The sequence below is a fragment of the Pseudomonas sp. GT1P32 genome, from assembly GCF_054897805.1.
This window is the reverse complement of the sequence record NZ_CM142704.1, coordinates 1,578,907-1,601,816: the sequence shown is the minus strand read 5'-3', so window position 1 is coordinate 1,601,816 and position 22,910 is coordinate 1,578,907. Positions and strand designations below refer to the sequence as shown.

29 protein-coding genes are annotated in these 22,910 nt (G+C 59.6%); 17 read left to right on the top strand and 12 right to left on the bottom strand.

The features are described from left to right. Positions 1-93: 93 nt before the first annotated feature. The gene (locus tag ACYZUC_RS07195; protein ID WP_461994645.1) at positions 94-1,029 is read right to left on the bottom strand and encodes a GGDEF domain-containing protein; all 936 of its coding nucleotides are present in this window, start codon (positions 1,027-1,029) and stop codon (positions 94-96) included. Between the two features lie 183 nt (positions 1,030-1,212). Here ACYZUC_RS07195 and ACYZUC_RS07190 point away from each other — a divergent pair, with 183 nt between their 5' ends. From ACYZUC_RS07190 to ACYZUC_RS07180, 3 genes are all read left to right on the top strand, one after another. Continuing rightward, complete coding sequence (locus ACYZUC_RS07190; RefSeq protein ID WP_032828797.1) at positions 1,213-1,911, top strand: AzlC family ABC transporter permease; 699 nt, start codon at positions 1,213-1,215, stop codon at positions 1,909-1,911. After that, positions 1,911-2,222: an AzlD domain-containing protein gene (locus ACYZUC_RS07185; RefSeq protein WP_167362959.1), complete on the top strand. Its 312-nt coding sequence runs from the start codon at positions 1,911-1,913 to the stop codon at positions 2,220-2,222. The genes ACYZUC_RS07190 and ACYZUC_RS07185 overlap by 1 nt, the downstream gene beginning before the upstream one ends. 65 nt (positions 2,223-2,287) lie before the next feature. Then, positions 2,288-2,437, top strand: coding sequence for a hypothetical protein (locus tag ACYZUC_RS07180; protein WP_008030251.1), 150 nt, complete (start codon positions 2,288-2,290; stop codon positions 2,435-2,437). 70 nt (positions 2,438-2,507) lie between these two features. Here the strand turns inward: ACYZUC_RS07180 and ACYZUC_RS07175 are convergent, their stop codons facing one another. The 6 genes from ACYZUC_RS07175 to ACYZUC_RS07150 all read right to left on the bottom strand — a co-directional run bounded on the left by ACYZUC_RS07175 (position 2,508) and on the right by ACYZUC_RS07150 (position 7,536). Further along, positions 2,508-2,735: a DUF6555 family protein gene (locus ACYZUC_RS07175; RefSeq protein WP_461994644.1), complete on the bottom strand. Its 228-nt coding sequence runs from the start codon at positions 2,733-2,735 to the stop codon at positions 2,508-2,510. 191 nt (positions 2,736-2,926) lie between these two features. Beyond that, positions 2,927-3,199, bottom strand: a complete 273-nt coding sequence (locus ACYZUC_RS07170; protein ID WP_461994643.1) for a hypothetical protein — start codon at positions 3,197-3,199, stop codon at positions 2,927-2,929. 274 nt (positions 3,200-3,473) lie between these two features. After that, on the bottom strand, positions 3,474-4,154 hold the full coding sequence (locus tag ACYZUC_RS07165) for an SOS response-associated peptidase (protein ID WP_461994641.1): 681 nt from the start codon (positions 4,152-4,154) through the stop codon (positions 3,474-3,476). Between the two features lie 771 nt (positions 4,155-4,925). Next, positions 4,926-5,639: an ABC transporter ATP-binding protein gene (locus ACYZUC_RS07160; protein WP_461994639.1), complete on the bottom strand. Its 714-nt coding sequence runs from the start codon at positions 5,637-5,639 to the stop codon at positions 4,926-4,928. Between the two features lie 3 nt (positions 5,640-5,642). After that, positions 5,643-6,485 carry an ABC transporter permease gene (locus tag ACYZUC_RS07155; protein ID WP_461994637.1) on the bottom strand — a complete coding sequence of 281 codons (843 nt, stop codon included), beginning with the start codon at positions 6,483-6,485 and terminating at the stop codon, positions 5,643-5,645. A 64-nt stretch (positions 6,486-6,549) separates the two neighbouring features. Beyond that, positions 6,550-7,536 (bottom strand): aliphatic sulfonate ABC transporter substrate-binding protein, encoded by a 987-nt coding sequence (locus ACYZUC_RS07150; RefSeq protein ID WP_461994635.1) that lies wholly within the window; start codon positions 7,534-7,536, stop codon positions 6,550-6,552. A gap of 354 nt (positions 7,537-7,890) precedes the next feature. Between ACYZUC_RS07150 and ACYZUC_RS07145 the strand changes: the two genes are divergently transcribed. Both ACYZUC_RS07145 and ACYZUC_RS07140 read left to right on the top strand, forming a co-directional pair. Next, positions 7,891-8,781 carry an ABC transporter substrate-binding protein gene (locus ACYZUC_RS07145; RefSeq protein WP_461996674.1) on the top strand — a complete coding sequence of 297 codons (891 nt, stop codon included), beginning with the start codon at positions 7,891-7,893 and terminating at the stop codon, positions 8,779-8,781. 100 nt (positions 8,782-8,881) lie between these two features. Then, positions 8,882-9,781 carry a polysaccharide deacetylase family protein gene (locus ACYZUC_RS07140; protein ID WP_461994633.1) on the top strand — a complete coding sequence of 300 codons (900 nt, stop codon included), beginning with the start codon at positions 8,882-8,884 and terminating at the stop codon, positions 9,779-9,781. Positions 9,782-10,453: 672 nt separating this feature from the next. On the opposite strand, the gene ACYZUC_RS07135 is transcribed toward ACYZUC_RS07140, so the two are convergent. Next, a complete protein-coding gene (locus ACYZUC_RS07135; protein ID WP_223557094.1) occupies positions 10,454-11,350 on the bottom strand; it encodes a LysR family transcriptional regulator in 897 nt (298 codons plus the stop codon). 124 nt (positions 11,351-11,474) lie between these two features. Here ACYZUC_RS07135 and ACYZUC_RS07130 point away from each other — a divergent pair, with 124 nt between their 5' ends. The 9 genes from ACYZUC_RS07130 to ACYZUC_RS07090 all read left to right on the top strand — a co-directional run bounded on the left by ACYZUC_RS07130 (position 11,475) and on the right by ACYZUC_RS07090 (position 19,892). Then, entirely contained in the window at positions 11,475-12,623 is a 1,149-nt protein-coding gene (locus ACYZUC_RS07130; protein ID WP_192229235.1) for a muconate cycloisomerase family protein, read from the top strand. A gap of 10 nt (positions 12,624-12,633) precedes the next feature. Next, positions 12,634-12,924 carry a muconolactone Delta-isomerase gene (catC, locus tag ACYZUC_RS07125; RefSeq protein ID WP_008029082.1) on the top strand — a complete coding sequence of 97 codons (291 nt, stop codon included), beginning with the start codon at positions 12,634-12,636 and terminating at the stop codon, positions 12,922-12,924. Between the two features lie 54 nt (positions 12,925-12,978). Further along, the gene (catA, locus tag ACYZUC_RS07120; protein ID WP_192417572.1) at positions 12,979-13,908 is read left to right on the top strand and encodes a catechol 1,2-dioxygenase; all 930 of its coding nucleotides are present in this window, start codon (positions 12,979-12,981) and stop codon (positions 13,906-13,908) included. A gap of 213 nt (positions 13,909-14,121) precedes the next feature. Next, positions 14,122-15,081, top strand: coding sequence for an AraC family transcriptional regulator (locus tag ACYZUC_RS07115; protein WP_461994630.1), 960 nt, complete (start codon positions 14,122-14,124; stop codon positions 15,079-15,081). A 273-nt stretch (positions 15,082-15,354) separates the two neighbouring features. Beyond that, positions 15,355-16,719, top strand: coding sequence for a benzoate 1,2-dioxygenase large subunit (gene benA, locus ACYZUC_RS07110; RefSeq protein WP_461994628.1), 1,365 nt, complete (start codon positions 15,355-15,357; stop codon positions 16,717-16,719). Further along, entirely contained in the window at positions 16,716-17,204 is a 489-nt protein-coding gene (gene benB, locus ACYZUC_RS07105) for a benzoate 1,2-dioxygenase small subunit (protein WP_008029093.1), read from the top strand. Before benA ends, benB begins: the two co-directional genes overlap by 4 nt. 10 nt (positions 17,205-17,214) lie before the next feature. Further along, a complete protein-coding gene (gene benC, locus ACYZUC_RS07100; protein WP_461994627.1) occupies positions 17,215-18,228 on the top strand; it encodes a benzoate 1,2-dioxygenase electron transfer component BenC in 1,014 nt (337 codons plus the stop codon). A gap of 152 nt (positions 18,229-18,380) precedes the next feature. Continuing rightward, positions 18,381-19,154, top strand: a complete 774-nt coding sequence (locus ACYZUC_RS07095) for a 1,6-dihydroxycyclohexa-2,4-diene-1-carboxylate dehydrogenase (RefSeq protein WP_461994625.1) — start codon at positions 18,381-18,383, stop codon at positions 19,152-19,154. A 39-nt stretch (positions 19,155-19,193) separates the two neighbouring features. Further along, positions 19,194-19,892 (top strand): alpha/beta hydrolase, encoded by a 699-nt coding sequence (locus ACYZUC_RS07090; RefSeq protein WP_461994624.1) that lies wholly within the window; start codon positions 19,194-19,196, stop codon positions 19,890-19,892. A gap of 6 nt (positions 19,893-19,898) precedes the next feature. Here ACYZUC_RS07090 and ACYZUC_RS07085 read toward each other — a convergent pair whose 3' ends face one another. After that, positions 19,899-20,261 carry an NUDIX hydrolase gene (locus ACYZUC_RS07085; RefSeq protein WP_461994622.1) on the bottom strand — a complete coding sequence of 121 codons (363 nt, stop codon included), beginning with the start codon at positions 20,259-20,261 and terminating at the stop codon, positions 19,899-19,901. 223 nt (positions 20,262-20,484) lie between these two features. Between ACYZUC_RS07085 and ACYZUC_RS07080 the strand changes: the two genes are divergently transcribed. Continuing rightward, positions 20,485-20,688: a DUF2188 domain-containing protein gene (locus ACYZUC_RS07080; RefSeq protein ID WP_461994620.1), complete on the top strand. Its 204-nt coding sequence runs from the start codon at positions 20,485-20,487 to the stop codon at positions 20,686-20,688. 43 nt (positions 20,689-20,731) lie between these two features. Here ACYZUC_RS07080 and osmE read toward each other — a convergent pair whose 3' ends face one another. Next, on the bottom strand, positions 20,732-21,091 hold the full coding sequence (gene osmE / locus ACYZUC_RS07075; protein ID WP_461994619.1) for an osmotically-inducible lipoprotein OsmE: 360 nt from the start codon (positions 21,089-21,091) through the stop codon (positions 20,732-20,734). Positions 21,092-21,105: 14 nt separating this feature from the next. After that, complete coding sequence (locus ACYZUC_RS07070; protein WP_008029106.1) at positions 21,106-21,345, bottom strand: hypothetical protein; 240 nt, start codon at positions 21,343-21,345, stop codon at positions 21,106-21,108. A 170-nt stretch (positions 21,346-21,515) separates the two neighbouring features. On the opposite strand from ACYZUC_RS07070, the gene ACYZUC_RS07065 reads away from it, so the two are divergent. Together ACYZUC_RS07065 and ACYZUC_RS07060 are read left to right on the top strand one after the other, a co-directional pair. Continuing rightward, positions 21,516-21,734 (top strand): hypothetical protein, encoded by a 219-nt coding sequence (locus ACYZUC_RS07065; protein ID WP_461994617.1) that lies wholly within the window; start codon positions 21,516-21,518, stop codon positions 21,732-21,734. Between the two features lie 70 nt (positions 21,735-21,804). Next, on the top strand, positions 21,805-22,140 hold the full coding sequence (locus ACYZUC_RS07060; RefSeq protein ID WP_461994616.1) for a hypothetical protein: 336 nt from the start codon (positions 21,805-21,807) through the stop codon (positions 22,138-22,140). Between the two features lie 108 nt (positions 22,141-22,248). Here the strand turns inward: ACYZUC_RS07060 and ACYZUC_RS07055 are convergent, their stop codons facing one another. Beyond that, on the bottom strand, positions 22,249-22,806 hold the full coding sequence (locus ACYZUC_RS07055; protein ID WP_461994614.1) for an RrF2 family transcriptional regulator: 558 nt from the start codon (positions 22,804-22,806) through the stop codon (positions 22,249-22,251). Positions 22,807-22,910: the final 104 nt, after the last annotated feature.

The following is a 22,910-nucleotide window of genomic DNA, read 5'->3' as shown; positions in this document are numbered from 1 at the left end:
GCCAATGACGTCAATGTTGAGGTTGAAGGTTGCGGACATGTTTGCTTACACCCTGAATGAGGCGCTCAGTTTTAAGAGTCGGCGGGAATTTTGTCAATCACGAAAATCGGCGAACTCGGCGCGCATTCTGCCGTTGTGCTTGGCTTTGTAGAGTAATTTGTCGACCAGCTCGACGAACTCCAGCGCTGTTGCCTGCAACGGTGCGCTGGTGGTGCCGATGCCGAGATTCAGGCTCAGCCGTTTCGATACCGCCGAAAATTCGTGAGGGATCTGCTGCTGCCACATCAGGTGCAGGCATTTGTTGGCCACCAGCCTTGCCGATTCGGCGTCGCTTTCCGGCAGCAGCCAGACGAACTCTTCGCCGCCGATCCGCGCGATGAAATCCCGTGGTCGATTGGCCGCCAGCGACAGGATCTGGGCCACCTGGCGCAAGCATTCGTCGCCCTTGATGTGCCCGTAGTGATCGTTGTACTGCTTGAAGTAATCGATATCCAGAATGATCAGCGACAGCGGCAAACCGCCGCGTTGGGCGTTGCCCCATTCGCGCTCCAGCACCGTGTCGAACATGCGCCGGTTGGCGATGCCGGTCAGGCCGTCCTGGAAGGAATACTCTTCGAGTTGCTTCTGCAGGCGAATCAAGTGTTCTTCGGTTTTCTTGCGCTCGCTGATGTCGAACATGAAACCCACCAGCGCTTCGACTTCGCCGTCCTTGCGCACCACATGCACCACATCACGAATCCACACGTAATCGCCGGTATGGGTCAGCGCCCGGTAATCCGCCTCGTGATCCACCCCCGCGCGTGACTGCGAGACGCAGAACTCCACCACGTAATCACGATCATCCGGGTGCATGCGCTCGACCCAATCGTTGACCGACAGCCAACTGTCCTGCTTCCAGCCCAGAAGACGCTCGATCTGCGGCCCGATGTAGCTGAATGTCATGGTTTTCCAGTCGATTCGCCACGGAATCGCCTTGGTCGATTCAAGCAGGGTTTTGTAGACGTCGCTGTCGGTATCGATTGCGCTCATGACGGGCCGATCTCGAGGAAAACAGGCGCCATCATGTTGATATCATTGTGCCGAATCAAGCAGGCAGTCGATGAACGGTATGAATGCGCGGCACCGGTGCGAGGCACAAGTGCGCAAGATTGTTCAAGCCATCGGGCGCGACTGCTGGCACAGTCAGGCGTCTTTTCCTGTTTGTAGAGCGTTATGACTCACTCACTCATGCCGCGCAGCGCCTTTCTTCGCGGCGCCGCGGCGATCATGCCGTTGTCCCTGGCGACCGCGCCGTGGGGATTGCTGGCCGGCTCCATGGCCATCGAAGCCAACCTCACGCCGCTGCAAGGCCAGGGGTTGTCGAGCATAGTGTTTGCCGGGGCGGCGCAATTGGTGGCCATCGGCATGCTCAAGGGCGGTGCCGGAATCTTTTCGATTCTGCTGACCACGTTACTGCTGACGTCGCAGCATTTGCTCTACGGCATGAGCATGCGCTCGGTGATTTCGCCGCTGCCGGGTCGCTGGCGTGCAGGGTTGGGCTTTTTGCTCACCGACGAGCTGTTCGCCTTGACCAGCCAGCATGACAAACAGCAATTCAACCGCTGGTATGCCCTGGGCGTCGGCCTGACGTTTTACATCGCCTGGAACCTCTTCACGCTGGCGGGCATCGTGCTGGGCAGCAGCATTCCCGGCCTGGAACATCTGGGCCTGGATTTCTCCATCGCCGCGACCTTCATTGCCCTGATCACCCCGGTGGTGCGCAACGTACCGACCGTGGTCTGCGTGGCGGTTTCGCTGTTTTGCTCGGTGTTGTTCAGTTACTGGCAATGGGGCTCAGCGCTGGTGCTGTCGGGGTTGGCGGGCATGACGGCGGGCTTCATCTGCAATAAATTCTACGGTGGACGCACATGATGGTCTGGGCGGTGATTGTCGGTATGGGGATTCTGGTGTTCCTCAACCGTTATGTATTTCTCGAGCCACGGCTGCCGCTGCGCCTGAGCAGCAACGCCCGGCAATTCCTCGGCTTTGCGGTGCCGGGCATGTTGACCGCAATCTGCGGCCCGATTGTGTTCATGCCGGATAAACAGCTGAACCTGCAATGGGACAACCCGTACCTGATCAGTTCGCTGGTGGCGGTGGGGCTGGTGCTGTACACCCGCAACACCTTGCTCAGCATGTTGTTGAGCATGGGCTTTTTCTTTTTGCTGCGCTGGTGGCTCTGAGCCGGGAGCCCGAAACTGTTCTACGCTTAAAGTTGATGACTGATCCCTTAGGGAGAGAGGTGAGCATGGCAACTGAACAAAAGCGTCCGGATCCGGAAGATGAAGACATGGATGAACCGACGGAAGAGGAGATCGAGCAGCAGAAACGTTCGACGCCTGACTGGAAGCATCCCGACGACGGGAAGGAACTGTCAGAACTTGATAAAAAGTTTTAGCAGGCGCCCTGACCGATCTGCGCATACAACAAAGCCCCGCCAATGCGCGGGGCTTTTTTTTGCCAGTCAATCAGATCGACACGTTCCAGCGAATCTGGGTAATGCCCAATTGCTGCGCTTTGATGCGTGCCGCTTCGAGGGTGGCGTGTTCGGCGATCTTGCGGCCGGATTCAGGGTAAGCATGCGCGGATGCCGAATGAATCGCTTCGACATCGGAAAAATGCACAGCCAGCTTGAAAAAGTGCTGTCGCACGCCGTCGAACAAGTAATGCACGGCATAGGGAACGAGTTCACTCATACATCTCTCGTGGAGCCAGCCAGGTCAGTGGCTTAGTCGTCGAATAAAAATTCAGAGAGATCTGCGGTGAAAGTGTGATGCAGAAATAGGACTGCTGAAAAAGGAGGAGGCTCAGTGAGCCTCTACCGTTCAGAGTGCGGCGACGACAGGTTCGTTCAGTTCTTTTGCCAAACGTAGGCCTGCGCGTCGTTTCAAGCGTCGTCGAGCTGCAATTCGTCGGGATGTGAGGCCCGATAGCCCAGGGTCTTGTCGATCCATGCGTTCACTTCGTTGACCATGACCGGCGGTTTGCCGGGGTAGTGTTTGAGCGTTGAACGCAAGGTGCCGTCAATCCCCGGAACCGATTGCAGGTTACGGGTCTTTATGTATTGCTCTATGAAACAGTCCAGCCGATAGTGTTCTGTCGTCGAAAGATAAACGCACTCCAGACCAACGACTGGATTGATTGCAAAATCGTCGCGCATTTAATTCTCTGCAAGGCTTGTTGTAGTAGGGATTTCCTTAGTTGTTGACTCTTTGGTCAACTGGGGCGATGCCAATGGAAATGCGGCGCGCATGCTATCCGTAGTTATTCTAAATGTATGTATGACGATCAAATTGTCGGACAAGCGGTTGATACAGCAAAGCGCCCTCTATCCGTAAGTGTTACTTGGGTGAAACAGTCTGTGTAACGTTTAAGTTATTGGTCTGGATAGCTAGCTGTTATTGGCTCCCGTCATGCTGTTGGTATTGATAAGTTCATGCACTCTCGTCAATCAGCGACGCGTCTTGATTCCTCACGTTGCCTACAGCCTTGCCAACCTTGTACCACTCGAAAACTTCGCTGCCTTCGCCTTGAAACAAGGCCATCTGTTCGGCGCGTTCCGGGGGCGTGGCGGGATCGAGCCATTCCCGCGCCAGTTCCGGCGACAACACCACCGGCCGCCGGTCGTGAATGTCGAGCATGCCTCCGGCGCTGTCTGCGGTAATGATCACGAAACCGTTGTCGTCTCTCGGTTCCTCGCCATCTGTGGGAAACCGGCCTATCGCGGCACAGAAAATCGGTTCGCGGTCCTGCCGCCGGATGAGCCATGGCTGTCTCGTTGAGTCCGGCGTATCGACCCATTCGAACCAGTTGTCGATCGGCACAATCGCGCGGTGCGGCCAGATTGCGCGGAAGAACGGACCATGGGCGACTTTCTCCACCCGTGCATTGATCGGCGCCGCACGATCCTTCGCCCAGTGCGGCCGCCATCCCCAGCGCACCTTGTCGGCCTGGAGCCCATTGCTTTGCCGATGAAACAACGCGAGTTGATTCGTCGGCGCGGCGTTGTATCTGGCCAGCGGTTCATCGCCTACATGGTTGATCAGCGCGTCAGGAATACTCAGCACTGCCACGAAGTCATGAATGCCCCGGTATTGCGAGAGTCTTCCGCACATCGAAAGAAACCTCCGACTGGAACCTTCAGCTTAGACGCTTCACCTGCAGGAGCCCGACTTGCCGGCGATGGCGATCTTCCGGACGCCATCGCCGGCAAGCCTGGCTCCTACGGATTGGGGGGTGTTCGGGATTGGGGATTCACGCGAACCCTGTAGGAGCCCGGCTTGCTGGCGATGGCGATTTCACGGGCGCCTTCGCCGGCAAGCCTGGCTCCTACGGATTGGGGGATGTTCGGGATTGGGGTTCACGCAAACCCTTTAGGAGCCGGCTTGCCGGCGATGGCGATTTCACGGACGCCTTCGCCGGCAAGCCTGGCTCCTACGAATTGGGGGATGTTCGGGATTGGGGGTTCACGCGAACCCTGTAGGAGCCGGCTTGCCGGCGATGGCGATTTCACGGACGCCTTCGCCGGCAAGCCTGGCTCCTACGGATTGGGGGATGTTCGGGATTGGGGGTCACGCAAAACCTGTAGGAGCCTGGCTTGCTGGCGATGGCGATCTTACGGACGCCTTCGCCGGCAAGCCTGGCTCCTACGGATTGGGGGATGTTCGGGATTGGGGGGTCACGCAAAACCTGTAGGAGCCTGGCTTGCTGGCGATGGCGATCTTCCGGACGCCTTCGCCGGCAAGCCTGGCTCCTACGGATTGGGGGATGTTCGGGATTGGGGGTTCACGCGAACCCTGTAGGAGCCCGGCTTGCCGGCGATGGCGATCTTACGGACGCCTTCGCCGGCAAGCCTGGCTCCTACGGATCGGGGAACGCTGGGCGATTCAAATGACGTGCGCCCGTTGCAGTTCGGTCAACGACAGGGCCTTCAATTGTGCCAGCAGCGGATCTCGCCGATCACGCGGATGGGGCAGTTGCACCGCCAGTTCCTGGCGAATGCTGCTGGGGCGATTGTCCATGACCAGGACGCGGTCGCTGAGGTACAGCGCTTCATCGACATCGTGGGTCACCAGCAGCAGGGCGATGGCGTGGCGCTCGGCCAGTTGCAGCAACAGATCTTGCAGTTTCATCCGGGTGAAGGCGTCCACCGCGCTGAACGGTTCGTCGAGCAACAGCACGTCGGGCCGTGAGTAGAGGCCGCGAGCGATGGCGACCCGCTGCGCCATGCCGCCGGAAAGTGCCTTGGGTAACGCTTTAGCGAACCCGCTGAGGCCGACTTCATCGATCAGTTGTGCGACCCAGGCCTTGTCATATCGGTTGTCGGCGCTGAAGCCGATGTTTTGCTCGACCGTTAACCAGGGCATCAATCGAGGTTCCTGAAACACGAACGCAACCTCACCGGCGCTGCGATTCAATTCACCCTGAAAATCCTTTTCCAGACCGGCAACGATCCGCAACAACGTGCTTTTACCGCACCCGCTGGGGCCCAGCAGGCTGACGGTTTCCCGGGGCTGCAATTGCAGGTGGATATCCCTCAGCACGGTGGTGGTGGCGAAGGTTTTGCGCTCGACGCGAATGTCCAGCAGGTAATCGGTCATGACTCAGTCCTCCTTGCTTTGGCCGTTGAACGTGTCGCGCCACGCCAGGAAGCGCTTCTCCAGGCCGGCGAGAATGCCATCGCTGAGTTTGCCCAGCAGCGCCAGCACAATGATTGCCGCGAGCACGATGTCCGGGCGGGACGTCTCGCGCCCGTCACTGAGCAGATAACCCAACCCTTTGGTCGCGGCGATCAGCTCGGCGGCCACCAGAAACATCCACGCCAGGCTCATGCCGCTGCGCAACCCGGTAAACAGGCCGGGCAGGGCGGCGGGCAACAAAATCCTCCGGGCCAGCCGTGTGCGACCGAAGCCATACATTTGCCCGACTTCCACCAGTTTGCGGTCGATGTCGCGAATCGCCGCGACGCCGTTGAGGTACACCGGGAAGAACGCGCCGATGGCAATCAGGACGATTTTCGAGGTTTCGTCGATGCCCAGCCACAGCAACAACAAGGGCACCCAGGCCAGGCTCGGAATCGAACGCAGGCCGGCGAAGGTCGGTTCAAGCCAGGCTTCGGCTTCGCGGCTCAAACCGACCCAGGCGGCAAACACCAGTGCCAGACCGGCGCCGATGGCGAAACCGAGCAACACGCGCAACAGGCTGGCGCTGATGTGTTTCCACAGCGCGCCTTCGGCGAGGTCTCTCAAGGTCAGGGCGATTTCGCTGGGCGCCGGCATTTGGTAGGACGGCAACCAGCCGATGCGTACGACAAATTCCAGCACCAGGAGGATCAGCACCGGCAACGCCAGACCCTTGAGACGCAAACGCCAGGCATTGTTCAAGGAAAGAGCGGCACGACGTGGCGTCGGCAGTTCGAGGGGCAGGTCTTTGCTTTTGCTGGTCATGAGATTCTCCGGTCACGACGAATCCGCGACTGGCGCGGATTCGTTGTGACCCGTTGGCGGTTATTTACTGACGAGCCACGGTTTCCTTGAAGCCGGTGTCGATCAACTGATCGATGACCTGATCGACATTCACCCCACGACGCACCAGTTCCTCGGACACCAGAATCGGCGCGGCAGCCTTGGAGGCGATCACATCCTTGGCGGTCAATTGCGGGCTGCTCAGGTCAGTGCGGGACAGTTGCAGCTTGGCCACTTCCAGCGGCAGACCGGATTCGGTAGCGAGCAGTTTCGCCAGTTCGTCAGGGTTTTTTACCGCCCAGTCACGGGCCTTTTCGTACGCGTTCAGTACGGTTTCGATGGTCTGCGGGTGCTCTTTCGCATAAGTGTCAGTAACGCTGACTACGCCATAACTGTTGAAGTTGGTGTTGCGATACAACAGGCGCGAACCGGCCTGGACCTGGCTGGCGGCCATGTGCGGATCGAGGCCGGCCCAGGCGTCGACGTCACCTTTTTCCAGGGCCGTGCGGCCATCCGGGTGCTGCAAGTGCACCAGTTCCACATCGTCCTTGCTCAGGCCGGCCTGTTGCAGGCTGCGCAGGGTGAACAGGTACGGGTCGGTGCCTTTGGTAGCGGCGATTTTCTTGCCTTTCAGGTCGGCGACGGTCTGGTAGGGCGAATCCTTGCGCACCACCAATGCGGTCCATTCAGCGCGGCTGTAGACGTAAACCGATTTGATCGGGCTGCCATTGGCGCGGCTGAGCACGGCGGCGAGGCTGGCGGAGGAGGCGAAATCGACGCCGCCGCTGTTGAGGTACTCCAGCGAGCGGTTGCTGCCCTGACTCAGCACCCAACTGACTTTGGTCTGCGGCAGGGCCTTTTCCAGAAATCCAAAGTGTTTAAGCACCAGGCTCACTGGCGAGTAGTAGGCGTAATCCAGATGCACTTCGGCCGGCGCTGTTTCAGCGGCCTGCGCTACGGGTTGCAGGCTCAAGGCCAGGGCGCAGGCGCTGAGCAGATACCTGACTTTGGGAAAGCGGAAGGTGGATTTCATGGGATCGGCTCCGGACAAGGCGTTGAGTTTCTTATGTCTAAAAATTCATTTTTTATAAATGTTTCCTGCGTAAAAGGAATATTGCAGGCTCTGTGCCATGTCTTGGATATCAGGCGTTTTCAAGGCGTTGAGGCGAGGAATGAAGCAGAAGGGTGTTGCAGGGAAAACAGTCTGTCGGCTCACTGTTGCCGGGCGAACAGTGTTGGCTGACAGTCATGAGCTTATGCGTAAATCGAATTTAAAAAGCGTCCTGTAAGAGCGTTATGGTCTATGCCATTCACTCTCGAGGAGCCCCCGATGAACCTGTCCAGATTCGTTCGCAGTTTGCTGACCAGCGCGTTGTTTGCTGCGCCAATGGCCTACGCCGCTGAGCCCGTTGTCCTGCATGTCGGTGATCAGAACTACTACAATGTGCGCGCTTCGGTGGAGGCTTCGGGGGCGCTGGAAGGGGCGCCTTACACCGTTGACTGGAAGCATTTTCAGGCCGCTGCACCGCTGGCCGAAGCGTTGAACACCGGGGCGCTGGACGTGGGCTTTCTGGGCGATTCAGGCTTCCTGTTCCTCGCCTCAAAGCAGGCACCGGTGAAGCTGATCGGCGTCTCGCGGCAGAACCCGGACACCATTGCACTGCTGGTGCCCAAGGATTCGCCGGTCAAAAGCATCGCCGACCTCAAGGGCAAGAAAGTCGCCTACTGGCCCGGCGCCTGGAGCCAGCAATTGACCCTGCGCGCCTTGCAACAAGCTGACCTGCCGGAGGACTACGTCGACTTCATCAAGCTGATGCCGATCGATGCTGCCGCCGCGCTGCCTCAGGGCAGCATTGATGCATTCCCGGTCTGGGAACCCTACATTTCCCAGCAGATTCTGTTCTCCGGCGCGCGACCGATTCTCACCGCCAAGAACCTCATGCCAGGCCTCAGCGCCATCGCCGCTTCGACACCGTCAATCGACAGCAAGCGCGAAGCCATCGCCGACTTCCTGGTTCGCCTGAAAAAGGCACGGGCCTGGGTCGACAATCACACCGACGAATATGCCGATCTGTGGGCGAAGAAGGCCAATCTTGACCAGAACGTCTCGCGTCACTGGTTACGCCAGGCTCACATGACCGTAGGTCCGGTGGATGCGCAGGCTGCGAAGGACCTGCAAAGCACCGCGGATTTTCTGTTCAAGGTCAAAGCACTGCCGACGGCACTGGCGACCGCGCCGATTATCGACAGCTCGTTCGAGCGGGCGTTTACCCAGTAACCGACAATGCCGGGCAGCACCGGAACCAAACACTGTGTACCCTGATCCAAACCGCGCCCGCACATCTGTGCGGGCTTAACGGTCGGGCTCAAGGCACAACATGAAACAGCTGTTCAAGATTCTCAGCGCACTCGCCATTGCCGTCGGGCTGGCGGGTTGCATCGCTGCTCCCATCGAAATGACGCCGCAAACTGAACAGCGTCTGCACGCGCAAGCCCCGATCCGGTTTCTGCTGACGTTCGACGACGGTCCCAGCGCGTCGAGTTTCTGGAACCCGACGATGACAATCCTCGACAGTCTCGCCACCAACCCGGTGCAGCCGAACCTCAAAGCGGTGTTCTTCGTGCAGACTGGCGCGCCACGGGCGGGCGACAGCGACATCGGCCGCGAGGTCATGCGCCGCGAGCATGCGGACGGGCAGATTCTCGGTTTCCATACGGCCACCCACTGGCACACCAATCACCGGTCCCTGAGTCCGGAAGAACTGGAACAGTCATTGACCAAAGGCAGTGCCGACATCGCCGCCATCACCGGTGCGCCGCCGACCCTGGTACGGCCGCCGTTCTGGAACTACGACAAACGGGTCTTCGCCGCTTATCAAAAGCACGGCATGCACGTGTTGCTGACCGACCTGAGCGCCAACGACGGCAAGATCTGGGGTTTCAACGCCAGCCCCCGGCGCCGGGCCAACATGCTGCGGCAGATGTCGGAGGTGCGCGAGCGCATCGCATTGGGTGAGTTGCCGACGGTGGACGGGGTGATCCCGGTGGTGGTGACCTTCCACGACCTCAATCGCTACACGGCCCGACATGCCCGCGAATACCTGCAAATCCTTCTCGATAGTGCACAGGCGACCGGAGTGAAAACGGCGCAGAAGCCGTTTTACGATGATCAGGCCGAACTGCAACGGGCGGCCATGGCGCGCACCGTTCGCGACAGTGCGCAACCGGTGAAATTGCCTGGGGTCTGGAACTGGATCTGGGACGGAGACGCTCACTGAGTGTTGATCAAAGTAAGTGACGGATAACGTTTGCCGGCAGATGAATATCCGCAAATCCCGAACACCCCACGACCTGTAGGAGCCCGGCTTGCCGGCGATGGCGATCTCACGGACGCCATCGCCAGCAAGCCGGGCTCCTACAGGTTTTGCGTGAGCCCTCAATCCCGAACACCCCCACGATCTGTAGGAGCCGGCTTGCTGGCGATGGCGATCTCACGGGCGTCATCGCCGGCAAGCCGGGCTCCTACAGGTTTTGCGTGAACCCTCCATCCCGAACACCCCCACGATCTGTAGGAGCCGGCTTGCCGGCGATGGCGATCTCACGGGCGCCATCGCCAGCAAGCCGGGCTCCTACAGGTTTTGCGTGACCCCTCAATCCCGAACACCCCCACGATCTGTAGGAGCCGGCTTGCCGGCGATGGCGATCTCACGGGCGCCATCGCCAGCAAGCCGGGCTCCTACAGGTTTTGCGTGACCCCTCAATCCCGAACACCCCCACCATCTGTAGGAGCCGGCTTGCCGGCGATGGCGATCTCACGGACGCCATCGCCGGCAAGCCGGGCTCCTACAGGTTTTGCGTGAACCCTCAATCCCGAACACCCCCACGATCTGTAGGAGCCGACTTGCCGGCGATGGCGATCTCACGGACGCCATCGCCAGCAAGCCAGGCTCCTACAAAGCGTTCAGCTGTTGCGGCAATAATTCATCGATCATCCGCAAGCAATGATTCAACCCCGGCGACACGTCGCCCACGCGTCGGCTGAGGATGATCGGCGAGGTCGCGTTGTCTTCCAGCAGCGGCGTGAAGCCGATGTCGTCGCGGTGCAGCAATTGCACCGAGGCCGGCACCAGGGTGACGCCGATTCCTGCGCCCACCAGGCCGATGGCGGTTTGCAGTTCGTTGGTCCACTGCGCCACGTGAATGCTCACGCCATAGGACTCGAACAACCCGATTACATGGTCGGCGTAGCTGGGGCGCGGGTTGCCGGGGTACAGCACGAAAGGTTCCTTCGCCAGTTCGCGCAGGCTGATCGGCCCGGCCAGTAGCGGATGGCCGGCGGGCAGGGCGGCGACGAGCCGGTCTTCGGTCAACACCGTCTGGATGATGGCCGGGTCGTCGATGCGGATGCGGCCGAAACCGATATCGATCCGCCCGGCCTTGAGCGCCTGCACCTGTTGCAGCGTGGTCATTTCCGAGAGCCCCAGTTCCAACTCCAGAGGCTCGCCGCTGCGCAAGCGGCGGATCAGTTCCGGCAGCACGCCATAGAGTGTCGACGGCGCAAAACCAATCCCCAGCCAGGTTTTTTCCCCCAGACCGATGCGTCGCGTGTTGTCGCAGACCTTGCCCAGTTGCTCCAGCAGGGCAGTGCTGTGTTCATGGAAAAACCGCCCGGCGTCGGTCAGCTTCAGCGGCCGTCCGCGATCCAGCAACAACACCCCGAGTTCATCCTCCAGTTGTTGAATCTGTCGGCTCAGCGGCGGTTGGGCAATGTGCAGCAGTTCGGCGGCGCGGGTGAAATTGAGGGTTTGAGCCAACACCTGAAAATACCGCAGGTGACGCAGTTCCATGAGGCCTCCGCTTAGCAGGTTGCATACCTTAAAGGTATCAAGTCAGACCAATTCTATATTGGCTTCCCGAAAAAAGCCGTACCAGAATCGGTTCCAGAACTTTAAGAACCTGACGGGTATCGACATGCTTGCAACTGCCATTGAATCGATCGAGACGATCATCGTCGATCTGCCGACCATCCGCCCGCACAAGCTGGCGATGCACACCATGCAGAACCAGACGCTGGTGATCATTCGTGTGCGCTGCGCCGATGGCATTGAAGGCATTGGCGAATCCACCACCATCGGTGGCCTGGCGTATGGCAATGAAAGCCCGGACAGCATCAAGACCAACATCGACCGGCACTTCGCGCCGCTGCTGCTGGGTCAGGACAGCGCCAACGTCAACGCTGCGATGTTGCGCCTGGAGCGCAGCATCCGTGGCAACACTTTCGCCAAGTCAGGTATCGAAACCGCGTTGCTCGATGCCCAGGGCAAACGCCTCGGCCTGCCGGTCAGCGAACTGCTGGGCGGCCGCGTTCGGGATGCGCTGCCAGTGGCCTGGACCCTGGCCAGCGGTGACACCGACAAGGACATCGCCGAAGCGGAAAAAATGCTCGACCTGCGCCGCCACCGCATCTTCAAACTGAAAATCGGTGCCGGCGAAGTCAACCGCGATCTGGCCCACGTCATCGCGATCAAGAAAGCCCTCGGCGATCGCGCCAGCGTTCGGGTCGACGTCAATCAGGCCTGGGACGAAGCCGTCGCATTACGCGCCTGCCGGATTCTCGGCAGCAACGGCATCGACCTGATCGAGCAGCCGATCTCGCGCAATAACCGCTCGGGCATGGCGCGCCTGAACGCCATCAGCCCGGCGCCGATCATGGCCGACGAATCCATCGAATGCGTGGAAGATGCGTTCAATCTGGCCCGTGAAGGCGCGGCTTCGGTGTTCGCCCTGAAGATCGCCAAGAACGGCGGCCCACGCGCCGTGCTGCGGACCGCCGCGATTGCCGAAGCGGCGGGCATCGGCCTGTACGGCGGCACCATGCTCGAAGGCGGCATCGGCACGCTGGCTTCGGCCCATGCCTTCGTCACGCTGAACAAACTGGCGTGGGACACCGAGCTGTTCGGCCCGCTGCTGTTGACCGAAGACATTCTCAGCGAGCCGCTGGTCTATCGCGATTTCGAGCTGCACGTGCCGAAAACCCCTGGGCTGGGCCTGAACCTCGATGAAGAACGCCTGGCGTTTTTCCGTCGCGACAAGACATCCACTGCCATTCATCAAGCCTGAGGAGAGCATTATGCTGTTCCACGTAAAGATGACCGTGAATTTGCCGGTCGACATGAACCCCGAACGCGCCGCGCAGCTCAAGGCTGACGAAAAAGCCCTGGCCCAGCGTCTGCAGGATCAAGGCAAGTGGCGTCACCTGTGGCGCATTGCCGGGCTCTATGCCAATTACAGCGTGTTCGATGTCGACAGCGTTCAAGAGCTGCACGACTTGCTCATGCAATTGCCGCTGTACCCGTACATGGCGATCGAAGTCACCGCGATGTGCCGGCATCCTTCTTCCATCCGCGAGGATGACCGCTGAACCCAGCCTGTTCAGTTCGCCACGCTAATAATTACAAGATGAGGAACCCATAAAATGAACGTAAAAATTTCCCACACTGCCAAAGCCCAGAAGTTTCTCGAAGAGGCCAGCGGCCTGCACAACGATGCCGGCAATCCACGCACCAAAGCCCTGATCTACCGCATCCTGCGTGATTCGGTGAACATCATCGAAGACCTCGCCGTGACCCCGGAAGAGTTCTGGAAAGCCGTCAATTATCTCAACGTGCTGGGTGCGCGCCAGGAGGCTGGACTGGTGGTGGCCGGGTTGGGCCTGGAACATTACCTCGACCTGCTGATGGACGCCGAAGACGAACAGGCCGGCAAGGCTGGCGGCACGCCGCGCACCATCGAAGGCCCGCTGTACGTGGCCGGTGCGCCGTTGTCGCAAGGTGAAGCGCGTCTGGATGATGGCGTCGATCCGGGTGTGACGCTGTTCATGCAGGGCCGTGTGTTCAACACCGCCGGCGAACCGTTGGCCGGTGCGATTGTGGATGTCTGGCACGCCAATACCGGCGGCACTTATTCGTACTTCGATACCACGCAATCTGAATTCAACTTGCGTCGGCGCATCGTCACTGACGCCGAAGGTCGCTACCGCTTCCGCAGCATCGTGCCGTCGGGTTACGGCTGCCCGCCGGACGGTCCGACCCAGCAACTGCTCGATCAACTGGGCCGTCACGGCCAGCGTCCGGCGCACGTGCACTTCTTCATCTCGGCGGCGGATCATCGTCACCTGACCACCCAGATCAACCTCGACGGCGATCAATACCTGCACGACGATTTCGCCTACGCCACCCGTGACGAGCTGATCGCGAAAATTACCTTCAGCGATGATCAACAACGCGCAGCGGCGCATGGCGTCAGCGGTCGTTTTGCCGAGATCGAATTCGATTTCACCTTGCAGTCGTCCGCCCAGCCGCAAGAGCAGCAGCGTCACGAGCGGGTTCGCGCGCTGGAGGACTGATTCCAGCTTGGCGATGACTGACACACCGCTTTCGCGAGCAGGCTCGCTCCCACATTCGACCGTGTTTCTTCAGTGGGACTACGGTCAAAATGTGGGAGCGGGCTTGCTCGCGAAGGGGCCAGAATATTCCACATGTCGATCAACTGACACACCGCTGCAAGCACTGCCTTAGAATGACCTGTCGCACCCCATAAAAACAACGAGAGTGACCCGATGATGCAAGCGCAACTGTTGAGTCAGCGCAGCTCCGTATTCGACCATGCCGACCCGTACGCGGTGTCGGGCTACGTCAATCAGCATGTCGGTAATCATTGCATCCTCATGCCGCGCGCCGGGCAACCCCTGGCCAGTCTCAATCATCGCAAGTTTGCCAGCCTCGACCTGTGCCGCATCAGCTATGGCGGCAGCGTGCGGGTCACCTCGGGCGCGCTGGAAAGCATCTATCACCTGCAAGTATTGCTGCGTGGCAACTGCCTGTGGCGCGGGCACGGTCAGGAACATTACTTCGCGCCCGGCGAGTTGCTGCTGATCAATCCCGATGATCCGGTAGACCTGACGTACTCTGACGATTGCGAAAAATTCATCCTCAAAGTTCCCACGACGTTGCTTGAGTCCGTGTGCGACGAGCAGCGCTGGCGCTATCCGGGGCAGGGCGTGCGGTTTCTGGAGAACCGTTACCAGCTCAATGAACTCGAAGGGTTTGTCGGGCTGCTGGCGATGATTTGCCAGGAAGCCGAGGCCACCGAGCAGATTCCCAAAGTGCAGGAGCATTACGCGCAGATCATCGTCAGCAAGATGCTCAGCCTGATGCAGACCAACGTCAGCCGCATCAGCCTCGGCTCACAGACGGCCACGTTCGAGGTGATTGCCGACTACATCGCACGCCACCTCAAGCAGGACATCGACAGTGAAGAACTGGCGCGTCAGGCACGGATGAGCCTGCGCTCGTTGTACGGTCTGTTCGAGCGCAACGCGGGCACCACGCCGAAAAACTACATCCGGCAGAAACGCCTTGAGCGCATCAACGCCTGCCTGAGCGACCCGACCTGTAATGTGCGTAATGTCACGGAAGTGGCGATGGATTATGGGTTCCTGCATTTGGGACGGTTCTCCGACAACTACCGCAAACAGTTCGGCGAGTTACCGTCGGACACCCTCAAACGCCGCGACTGATCGCAGGTACAACACGAACTGTAGGAGCCGGCTTGCTGGCGATTCAAACGACGCGGTCTATCTGACACACCGCATCGCCTGAATCGCCAGCAAGCCGGCTCCTACAGAATGGTGGTGTATCTGGCACACCGCGTTGCGTCGATCGCCGGCAAGCCGGCTCCTACAGTGACCTTTGCACTAAACGGATAAAGGTCTGCACCCAGCGGATAGTCCACCCCATTGCCCCGTCCTAGCATGAGCCTTGCCTGAACAATAACAATGGAGGCGGCGGCCATGACCCTGCGACCCGAATATCTTCAATCCCTGCTTGAGGACGATCCAGAACAAGGCATCTATCGCTGCAAGCGCGAGATGTTCACCGATCCGCGGCTGTTCGATCTTGAGATGGAACACATCTTTGAAGGCAACTGGCTGTACCTGGCGCACGAAAGCCAGATCCCCAACAAAAACGATTTCTACACCACCACCATGGGGCGCCAGTCGATCTTCATCGCGCGCAACAAGGACGGTGAGCTGAACGCCTTTATCAACGCCTGCAGTCACCGTGGCGCGATGCTTTGCCGACACAAGTCCGGCAACAAAAGCTCGTACACCTGCCCGTTTCATGGCTGGACCTTTAACAACTCCGGCAAACTGCTGAAGGTCAAAGACCCGGCAGCGGCCGGCTACCCGGCGAGCTTCAACTGCGAAGGCTCCCACGACCTGACCAAAGTCGCCCGCTTCGAATCCTATCGCGGCTTCCTGTTCGGCAGCCTCAAGGCTGATGTGGTGCCGCTGGTTGAGCATTTGGGCGAGTCGGCGAAGATCATCGACATGATCGTCGACCAGTCCGCCGACGGCCTGGAAGTGCTGCGCGGTTCCTCCAGCTACATCTACGAAGGCAACTGGAAACTCACCGCCGAAAACGGCGCCGACGGTTACCACGTCAGTTCGGTGCACTGGAACTACGCCGCCACCCAGAACCAGCGCAAACAGCGCGAGGCCGGCGACACCAACCCGACCATGAGCGCTGGTAGCTGGGCCAAGCAGGGCGGTGGTTTCTACTCGTTCGACAAAGGCCACATGCTGCTCTGGACCCGTTGGGCCAACCCTGAGGACCGCCCGCTGTACGAGCGTCGCGATGAGCTGGCCAAGGACTTCGGCAAGGCCCGCGCCGACTGGATGATCGAAAACTCGCGCAACCTGTGCCTGTACCCGAACGTGTACCTGATGGACCAGTTCAGCTCGCAGATCCGCATCGCCCGGCCGATCTCGGTCAACCGTACGGAAATCACCATTTACTGCATCGCCCCCAAAGGCGAAAGCGATCACGCCCGTTCGAGCCGGATTCGTCAGTACGAGGATTTCTTCAACGTCAGCGGCATGGCCACCCCGGACGATCTGGAAGAGTTTCGCTCCTGCCAGACCGGTTACCAGGGCAGCGTGACCGCCTGGAACGACATGTCCCGTGGCGCCGAGCACTGGGTCGAAGGTGCCGATGACGCGGCAAAGGAAATTGACCTGCATCCGTTGCTCAGCGGTGTGCGCACCGAGGACGAAGGCCTGTTCGTGTTGCAGCACAAGTATTGGCAGCAAACCATGCTCAAGGCCCTGGCTGCCGAGCAATCGAAGCTGATTGCCGTGGAGACCGTGCAATGACCATCACCTATGAAACCGTGCGCGACTTCCTCTACCGGGAAGCGCGTTACCTCGATGATCGGCAATGGGACGAATGGCTGGAGTTGTACGCCACGGATGCGACGTTCTGGATGCCATCCTGGGATGACAACGACGAACTGACTGAAGACCCGCAACGGGAAATCTCGCTGATCTGGTACGGCAACCGTACGGGGCTGGAAGACCGCATCTTCCGCATCAAGACCGAGCGTTCCAGCGCCACCGTGCCGGACACCCGCACCTCGCACAACATCAGCAACATCGAGCTGCTGGAACAGGCGGACGGCCTGTGCAAGGTGCGCTTCAACTGGCACACCTTGAGCTTTCGCTACAAGACCGTCGACAGCTATTTCGGCAGCAGTTTCTACACCCTCGATATGCGCGGCGAAAACCCGCTGATCAAGGCCAAGAAAGTGATCCTGAAGAACGACTACGTTCGCCAGGTCATCGATGTTTACCACCTGTGAGGCGGCCGTCATGACTCATTCCATCGCATTTAATTTCGAAGACGGCGTCACCCGGTTCATCGACGCCAACGCCGGCGAAACCGTGGCCGACGCCGCGTACCGCCAAGGCATCAACATTCCGCTGGATTGCCGCGACGGCGCTTGCGGCACGTGCAAGTGTTTTGCCGAGGCCGGCCGCTACGACCTGGGCGAGGAATACATTGAGGACGCGCTCACGGCGGAGGAAGCCGAACAGGGTTTTGTCCTGACCTGCCAGATGCGCGCCCAGAGCGATTGCGTGGTGCGGGTACCGGCCTCTTCGGAAGTCTGCCGCACCCAGCAGGCCAGTTTTGAAGCGACCATCAGCGCCGTGCGTCAGTTGTCCGACAGCACCATCGCGCTGTCGATCAAGGGCGATGCGCTGAGCAAACTGGCGTTCTTGCCGGGGCAGTACGTGAACCTCGGGATTCCCGGCAGCGAGCAGACCCGCGCTTATTCGTTCAGCTCGTTGCAGCGCGACGGCGAGGTCAGTTTCCTGATTCGCAATGTGCCTGGCGGTTTGATGAGCAGCTTCCTCACCGGCATGGCCAAGGCCGGCGACAGCATGAGCCTGGCCGGGCCGCTGGGCAGCTTTTATCTGCGCGACATCCGTCGGCCGTTGTTGCTGCTGGCCGGTGGTACGGGGCTTGCGCCATTCACCGCGATGCTTGAAAAAATCGCCGAGCAGGGCAGTGAACATCCGCTGCATCTGATCTACGGCGTGACCAACGATTTCGACCTGGTGGAAATGGACCGGCTGGAAGCCTTCGCGGCGCGAATCCCGAATTTCAGCTTCAGCGCCTGCGTGGCCAGCCCCGATAGCCAGCACCCGCTCAAGGGCTACGTGACCCAGCACATCGAGCCCAAACACTTGAACGAGGGCGACGTCGATGTGTACCTGTGCGGCCCGCCGCCGATGGTAGAGGCAGTCAGCCAATACATCCGCGAGCAAGGCATTGCGCCGGTGAATTTCTACTACGAAAAATTCGCTGCCAGCGCGGCATAAAAATTTGTGGCGACGCAGTTCTGTAGGAGCTGGCTTGCCAGCGATGATCGTTAACGATGACGCGTGTTTACAAAGTGAGCGCGGCGCCTTTGAGTCCATCGCTGGCAAGCCAGCTCCTACAGGTCGAGAGCGATTTTCGATTCGAGGTAGGTATGAACAGATTTCACGAAAAAGTCGCGTTGATCACCGGTGCCGCCCAAGGCATCGGCCGGCGTGTCGCCGAGCGCATGGCGGCGGAAGGGGCGCGGTTGATTCTGGTTGACCGCTCCGAGCTGGTGTTCGAAGTGCAGCAGCAATTGGGGAAGGACAGCCAGGTGCTCGCGCTGACCGCCGATCTTGAGCAATACGGCGAATGCAACCGTGTGATGCAAACCGCCGTTGAGCGCTTTGGTCGTCTCGACATCCTCATCAACAATGTCGGCGGGACGATCTGGGCCAAGCCGTTCGAACACTACGAAGCCGACCAGATCGAGGCCGAAGTCCGCCGTTCGCTGTTCCCGACGTTATGGTGCTGCCATGCGGCGCTGCCGTTCATGCTGGAGCAGGGCAGCGGCGCCATCGTCAACGTCTCCTCCATCGCCACGCGCAGCATCAATCGTGTGCCGTACGGTGCGGCGAAGGGCGGGGTGAATGCGCTGACCGCGTGCCTGGCGTTCGAAACCGCCGGTCGTGGCGTGCGGGTCAACGCCACGGCGCCCGGTGGCACTGAAGCGCCGCCGCGGGTGATTCCGCGCAACAGCGCCGAACAGAGCGCCGAGGAAAAAGTGTGGTACCAGCAGATCGTCGACCAGACGCTCGACAGCAGTTTGATGAAACGCTATGGCACGCTGGATGAGCAGGCAGGCGCTATTCTGTTTCTGGCCAGCGACGAAGCGTCCTACATCACCGGCATGATCATGCCGGTGGGTGGTGGCGACCAGGGCTGACAGCGTTCGCCAACAACCCCATCAAACGGAGTCAACGTGATGAGTGAAAAACCCACGATCGTGCTGGTCCATGGTTTTTGGGGCGGTGCCGCCCACTGGAACAAGGTTATCGCCGAACTGTTGAACAAGGGCTACACCCGCATCCGCGCGGTCGAGATGCCGCTCACGTCGTTGGCCGATGATGCCGAGCGCACGCGCAAAATGGTCGCGCAAGAGGCGGGGCCGGTGTTGCTGGTGGGGCATTCCTATGGCGGTGCGGTCATCACTGAGGCCGGCGATCAAGCGAATGTCGTGGGTCTGGTGTACATCGCCGCGTTCGCGCCGGACGCAGGTGAAAGTCCCGGCGCCATCACTCAACGGCATCCACCCGCTGCCGCCGCGAACCTGGCCCCCGACAGTGATGGTTATTTGTGGGTCAGACCGGAGCTTTACCACGAAAGCTTCTGCCAGGACCTGCCCGCAACCGAAGGACTGGTGATGGGCATCACCCAAAAAGCCCCCTTGGCCGGCACGTTTGGCGATGCGATCACTACGGTGGCGTGGAAGAACAAACCGTCGTGGTATCAGGTGTCGACCGACGACCGGATGATCGCGCCGCAAAACCAGCAGTGGATGGCGGGACGGTTGAACGCCAAAGAGGTCCTGACGTTGCACGCCAGCCACGCGTCCCTTGCCTCGATGCCGGTCGAAGTGGCGGCGTTTATCGACAAGGCGGCAACGGCAGTGGCCAAGGCCTGACCCACCTTACAGGCGACGCTGAAACGCTCTGACGATTCGCAGCGTGGCGTCGCTGGTGTTCAGGTTCTGCACGGCGTCCAGCGGATACCACAGGCAGTCGAAGATTTCATTTTGCGGTCGGGCCTTAGACGAATTGAGCACCGACGCCTCGTAAACGTGGTGTCGGGTGCCGCCGGTTTCCAGTTGCATCAGGTACAGCATGTCGTCGACCCCAAGCCCGGTCTCTTCCTGAAGTTCACGCATGGCGGCGCCTGCCGCGGTTTCTCCGGGCTCGACCTTTCCGCCGGGCAGCGTCCAGCGACACCTTGGCTTGCGCACCAGGAGAACGTGCCGGTCCTGCTCGCAAATGACGGTTGCGCGTACTTTCATGTGTTACCTGATTGATCGCTGTCACAAAAGAGAAATAAAAATGCAATATTCAGGCCGATCAAGGCTGCACGGGGCTCTTCGTTGATTGGAGGTGTCTCAGGGTCTGAAAGTGCAACCGAATGGCGGAATCCTGTCGCGACGTCTGGTCGGCACCCCGGCAAAGGGTGGGTGTAAGGTGGGCAGGTCAATCCTGGACATCAGTACCGAAAAATGGAGGTAGCTTATGAGCGTTACGATGCTGAATAAGATGCACATGAACGGTTATGACGTACTCAGCGTGAGCAATGGCCCCTGGCGGGTGTGCACCCAAGGTGACCAACTGGGCGCTTTTGCCAGCCGGGAAGAGGCACTGGCCTTTGCCGCCGCGCTTCCCGGTTACAAACCCCGGGCCAAAAGGCCGGCAAGCAACCAGACGACGGTTAAGTAAAACGCTTCTAGCCCCGGTTTTTTCCGGGGCTTTTCATTCGGGTTCAGTAACCGCCACCACCGCCGCCGGAGCTATGGGAAGACTCCCTGGCTTTTGTTTGCAGGCGGCTCCATTCCGCACAGGTAATGAAGCTGGTGTGGTCGACCTTGCCCCGGTCATCGAAACTGACGTTGTACGCTTGTTGATGGCCGGCTTTCGTCAGCTTGTAGTCAAAGCACGTGCCGGGCACAGCCGTGCGATCGGTGATGGTATGAGGCGGCCCGCCGATTTGCTCGACCTGATCCTTGCTCATTCCGGTCTCGACTTTGGCGACCAACGGGAGGTCGCCATAGAGGCGTGATTCAGTGCTGCAGCCTGCCAGCGCTGCCAGTACGACAACCAGCGCGAATTGAGGCTTGTTCATGGCTGCGCTCCTGTTCAGTGAGCTTTGTTGCGACTGATGGCCTTGGCTTTCACTTCTTCGGCATAGCCTGCCAATCGCTGTTCGTCGCCCTGAAACAGGTCGCACAGCCTCAGCACCGCCTGCGCATCGACATCATTGCCAGACAGCTTTAACTGATCTGCCAGGCGTAGAAGCTCCACCGCCGACCACCTCAGGTCCGACGCAACGCTTTGCAGGTCACGTCGAAGTTCGTTTTCAGATTCGTTGAGCCACATGACGATCTCCAAAAAAACTCTGCTACGAAATTTTAGTCGCATTTCTCTGGACGGGGCGTTTTGTTCGTCCGAACTGCCAATGCTGCCTTTGGTCGGGAAGATGCACGCGAACGAAAAGATTTGCTGTCGTATTGAAGTGGCGAATTTCCGCCGGGGCGAGGCAATTTCAAATGACGACGACCGATGACTTCAGGTTTCACGCGCATGAGCTGATGGTCGATCTGGACGCGGCGACCACGGAGATGATGAAGCTGATTTCCGCTCATCAACTCAGCGGTCCGGAATGGGAGCGGGTCACTCAATGGCAGCACGAAGCGTATGAGCGATGGATGACTTTCCTGAACGAGCGGCCCGCTGCACATCCCGGCCAGAGCAACGATAAACATTGAGAAAGGCTCAATGAATGGATGTCTGCAAGACGACGCGCTACATTTCCTGTTTTCAGAATACGGGGGCGTCATGCGGACGTTGATTGCGGGAGTCGTGGTGGCGTTACTGGCGGGGTGCTCCTTGCCTGCGTCACTGGTGCCGGGTGAGCCGAATTTCAGCAAATTCAGTGAGAAAGCGCCGAAGGAGTATGCCGCCTGCGTATTGCCGGCGTGGCAGAAAGAGATTTCCAATACGACTCAAACGCCGATTTCCAATGGCTACCGGATCAAGGCGCCGAGCATCATCACGGCCGACGAGATTCTGGATATCGTGAAATCGAAAGAGGGCAGCCGGGTTTCGCTGTATCAAGGGCCGCCATGGGCCAAGTCAGGCGCACTGCGTCAGACGGTTCGGGACTGTTTGTAAGGCTTGGCCGTGAGTGACTGCGGTGTTTGATAGATCGCCATCGCCGGCAAGCCGGCTCCTACAGGGGATTACGGTGCCCTTGTAGGAGCCGGCTTGCCGGCGATGGCGTCAAATGTTGGTAACCACAATGGTCTGTTCGTCAGCGGCCGAGGCAGCGCTTTTCTTGTCCCGGCGATCACTCATCCAGTTATCAACCTGAGCGCTGAACTCCGAGGGCGCCTTTCGTCCGACTTTCCTGGCGAGATCCAGGATGGTCTGCTGGGCGAGGGCGTCTTCCATGCGTTTCTGCGCCGTCATCATGACCGCATGGACCGAGCAATGGCCTGACACCGCCCAATCCGGGGCGGAACCTTCGAACAGGGCGCAACGCCCGCGAATTTCCCGGCAATCGAAAATCAGCTTTTGGCCGTCGATGGCATTGACGATATCGAGCACGCTGATTTCGTCGGAGGGTCGGGCCAGTTTGAACCCGCCGCGCACGCCTTCAGTGGCGACCACCAGTTTTGCCTTGGCCAGTTTGGTGAAAATTTTCGCCAGGTAGTCCAGTGGCACGCCTTGCAGCTCTGCGAGGTCACGCACGCTTGCCTCACGGGTGTCGCCGCAATTGCCCACCAGGAAAATCAGGCAATGAATGCCGTACTCAACGCCAGCGCTGTAAAGAGACATTTGGATCTCCGACTAATCTTGTCGTAAATGTTAGCAGCTGAAGGTTAGGCAGGCAACGAATCCCGTCGGCGCATCTCTCTGTGCATTACGCCTTGTGCATAGGT

Excerpts from the sequence above, each read along its gene's own strand:
- ACYZUC_RS07185 (WP_167362959.1), top strand. The coding sequence starts at position 1,911 with ATGGTCTGGGCGGTGATTGTCGGTATGGGGATTCTGGTGTTCCTCAAC.
- ACYZUC_RS07145 (WP_461996674.1), top strand. The coding sequence starts at position 7,891 with ATGGCCTACGCCGCTGAGCCCGTTGTCCTGCATGTCGGTGATCAGAAC.
- ACYZUC_RS07190 (WP_032828797.1), top strand. The coding sequence starts at position 1,213 with ATGACTCACTCACTCATGCCGCGCAGCGCCTTTCTTCGCGGCGCCGCG.
- ACYZUC_RS07135 (WP_223557094.1), bottom strand. The coding sequence starts at position 11,350 with ATGGAACTGCGTCACCTGCGGTATTTTCAGGTGTTGGCTCAAACCCTC.
- ACYZUC_RS07070 (WP_008029106.1), bottom strand. The coding sequence starts at position 21,345 with ATGTGGCTCAACGAATCTGAAAACGAACTTCGACGTGACCTGCAAAGC.
- benC (WP_461994627.1), top strand. The coding sequence starts at position 17,215 with ATGACTCATTCCATCGCATTTAATTTCGAAGACGGCGTCACCCGGTTC.
- benB (WP_008029093.1), top strand. The coding sequence starts at position 16,716 with ATGACCATCACCTATGAAACCGTGCGCGACTTCCTCTACCGGGAAGCG.
- ACYZUC_RS07140 (WP_461994633.1), top strand. The coding sequence starts at position 8,882 with ATGAAACAGCTGTTCAAGATTCTCAGCGCACTCGCCATTGCCGTCGGG.
- ACYZUC_RS07085 (WP_461994622.1), bottom strand. The coding sequence starts at position 20,261 with ATGAAAGTACGCGCAACCGTCATTTGCGAGCAGGACCGGCACGTTCTC.
- ACYZUC_RS07195 (WP_461994645.1), bottom strand. The coding sequence starts at position 1,029 with ATGAGCGCAATCGATACCGACAGCGACGTCTACAAAACCCTGCTTGAA.
- ACYZUC_RS07080 (WP_461994620.1), top strand. The coding sequence starts at position 20,485 with ATGAGCGTTACGATGCTGAATAAGATGCACATGAACGGTTATGACGTA.
- ACYZUC_RS07065 (WP_461994617.1), top strand. The coding sequence starts at position 21,516 with ATGACGACGACCGATGACTTCAGGTTTCACGCGCATGAGCTGATGGTC.
- ACYZUC_RS07130 (WP_192229235.1), top strand. The coding sequence starts at position 11,475 with ATGCTTGCAACTGCCATTGAATCGATCGAGACGATCATCGTCGATCTG.
- ACYZUC_RS07060 (WP_461994616.1), top strand. The coding sequence starts at position 21,805 with ATGCGGACGTTGATTGCGGGAGTCGTGGTGGCGTTACTGGCGGGGTGC.
- ACYZUC_RS07175 (WP_461994644.1), bottom strand. The coding sequence starts at position 2,735 with ATGAGTGAACTCGTTCCCTATGCCGTGCATTACTTGTTCGACGGCGTG.
- benA (WP_461994628.1), top strand. The coding sequence starts at position 15,355 with ATGACCCTGCGACCCGAATATCTTCAATCCCTGCTTGAGGACGATCCA.
- osmE (WP_461994619.1), bottom strand. The coding sequence starts at position 21,091 with ATGAACAAGCCTCAATTCGCGCTGGTTGTCGTACTGGCAGCGCTGGCA.
- catA (WP_192417572.1), top strand. The coding sequence starts at position 12,979 with ATGAACGTAAAAATTTCCCACACTGCCAAAGCCCAGAAGTTTCTCGAA.
- ACYZUC_RS07095 (WP_461994625.1), top strand. The coding sequence starts at position 18,381 with ATGAACAGATTTCACGAAAAAGTCGCGTTGATCACCGGTGCCGCCCAA.
- ACYZUC_RS07160 (WP_461994639.1), bottom strand. The coding sequence starts at position 5,639 with ATGACCGATTACCTGCTGGACATTCGCGTCGAGCGCAAAACCTTCGCC.
- ACYZUC_RS07090 (WP_461994624.1), top strand. The coding sequence starts at position 19,194 with ATGAGTGAAAAACCCACGATCGTGCTGGTCCATGGTTTTTGGGGCGGT.
- ACYZUC_RS07115 (WP_461994630.1), top strand. The coding sequence starts at position 14,122 with ATGATGCAAGCGCAACTGTTGAGTCAGCGCAGCTCCGTATTCGACCAT.
- ACYZUC_RS07055 (WP_461994614.1), bottom strand. The coding sequence starts at position 22,806 with ATGTCTCTTTACAGCGCTGGCGTTGAGTACGGCATTCATTGCCTGATT.
- ACYZUC_RS07180 (WP_008030251.1), top strand. The coding sequence starts at position 2,288 with ATGGCAACTGAACAAAAGCGTCCGGATCCGGAAGATGAAGACATGGAT.
- ACYZUC_RS07155 (WP_461994637.1), bottom strand. The coding sequence starts at position 6,485 with ATGACCAGCAAAAGCAAAGACCTGCCCCTCGAACTGCCGACGCCACGT.
- catC (WP_008029082.1), top strand. The coding sequence starts at position 12,634 with ATGCTGTTCCACGTAAAGATGACCGTGAATTTGCCGGTCGACATGAAC.
- ACYZUC_RS07150 (WP_461994635.1), bottom strand. The coding sequence starts at position 7,536 with ATGAAATCCACCTTCCGCTTTCCCAAAGTCAGGTATCTGCTCAGCGCC.
- ACYZUC_RS07165 (WP_461994641.1), bottom strand. The coding sequence starts at position 4,154 with ATGTGCGGAAGACTCTCGCAATACCGGGGCATTCATGACTTCGTGGCA.
- ACYZUC_RS07170 (WP_461994643.1), bottom strand. The coding sequence starts at position 3,199 with ATGCGCGACGATTTTGCAATCAATCCAGTCGTTGGTCTGGAGTGCGTT.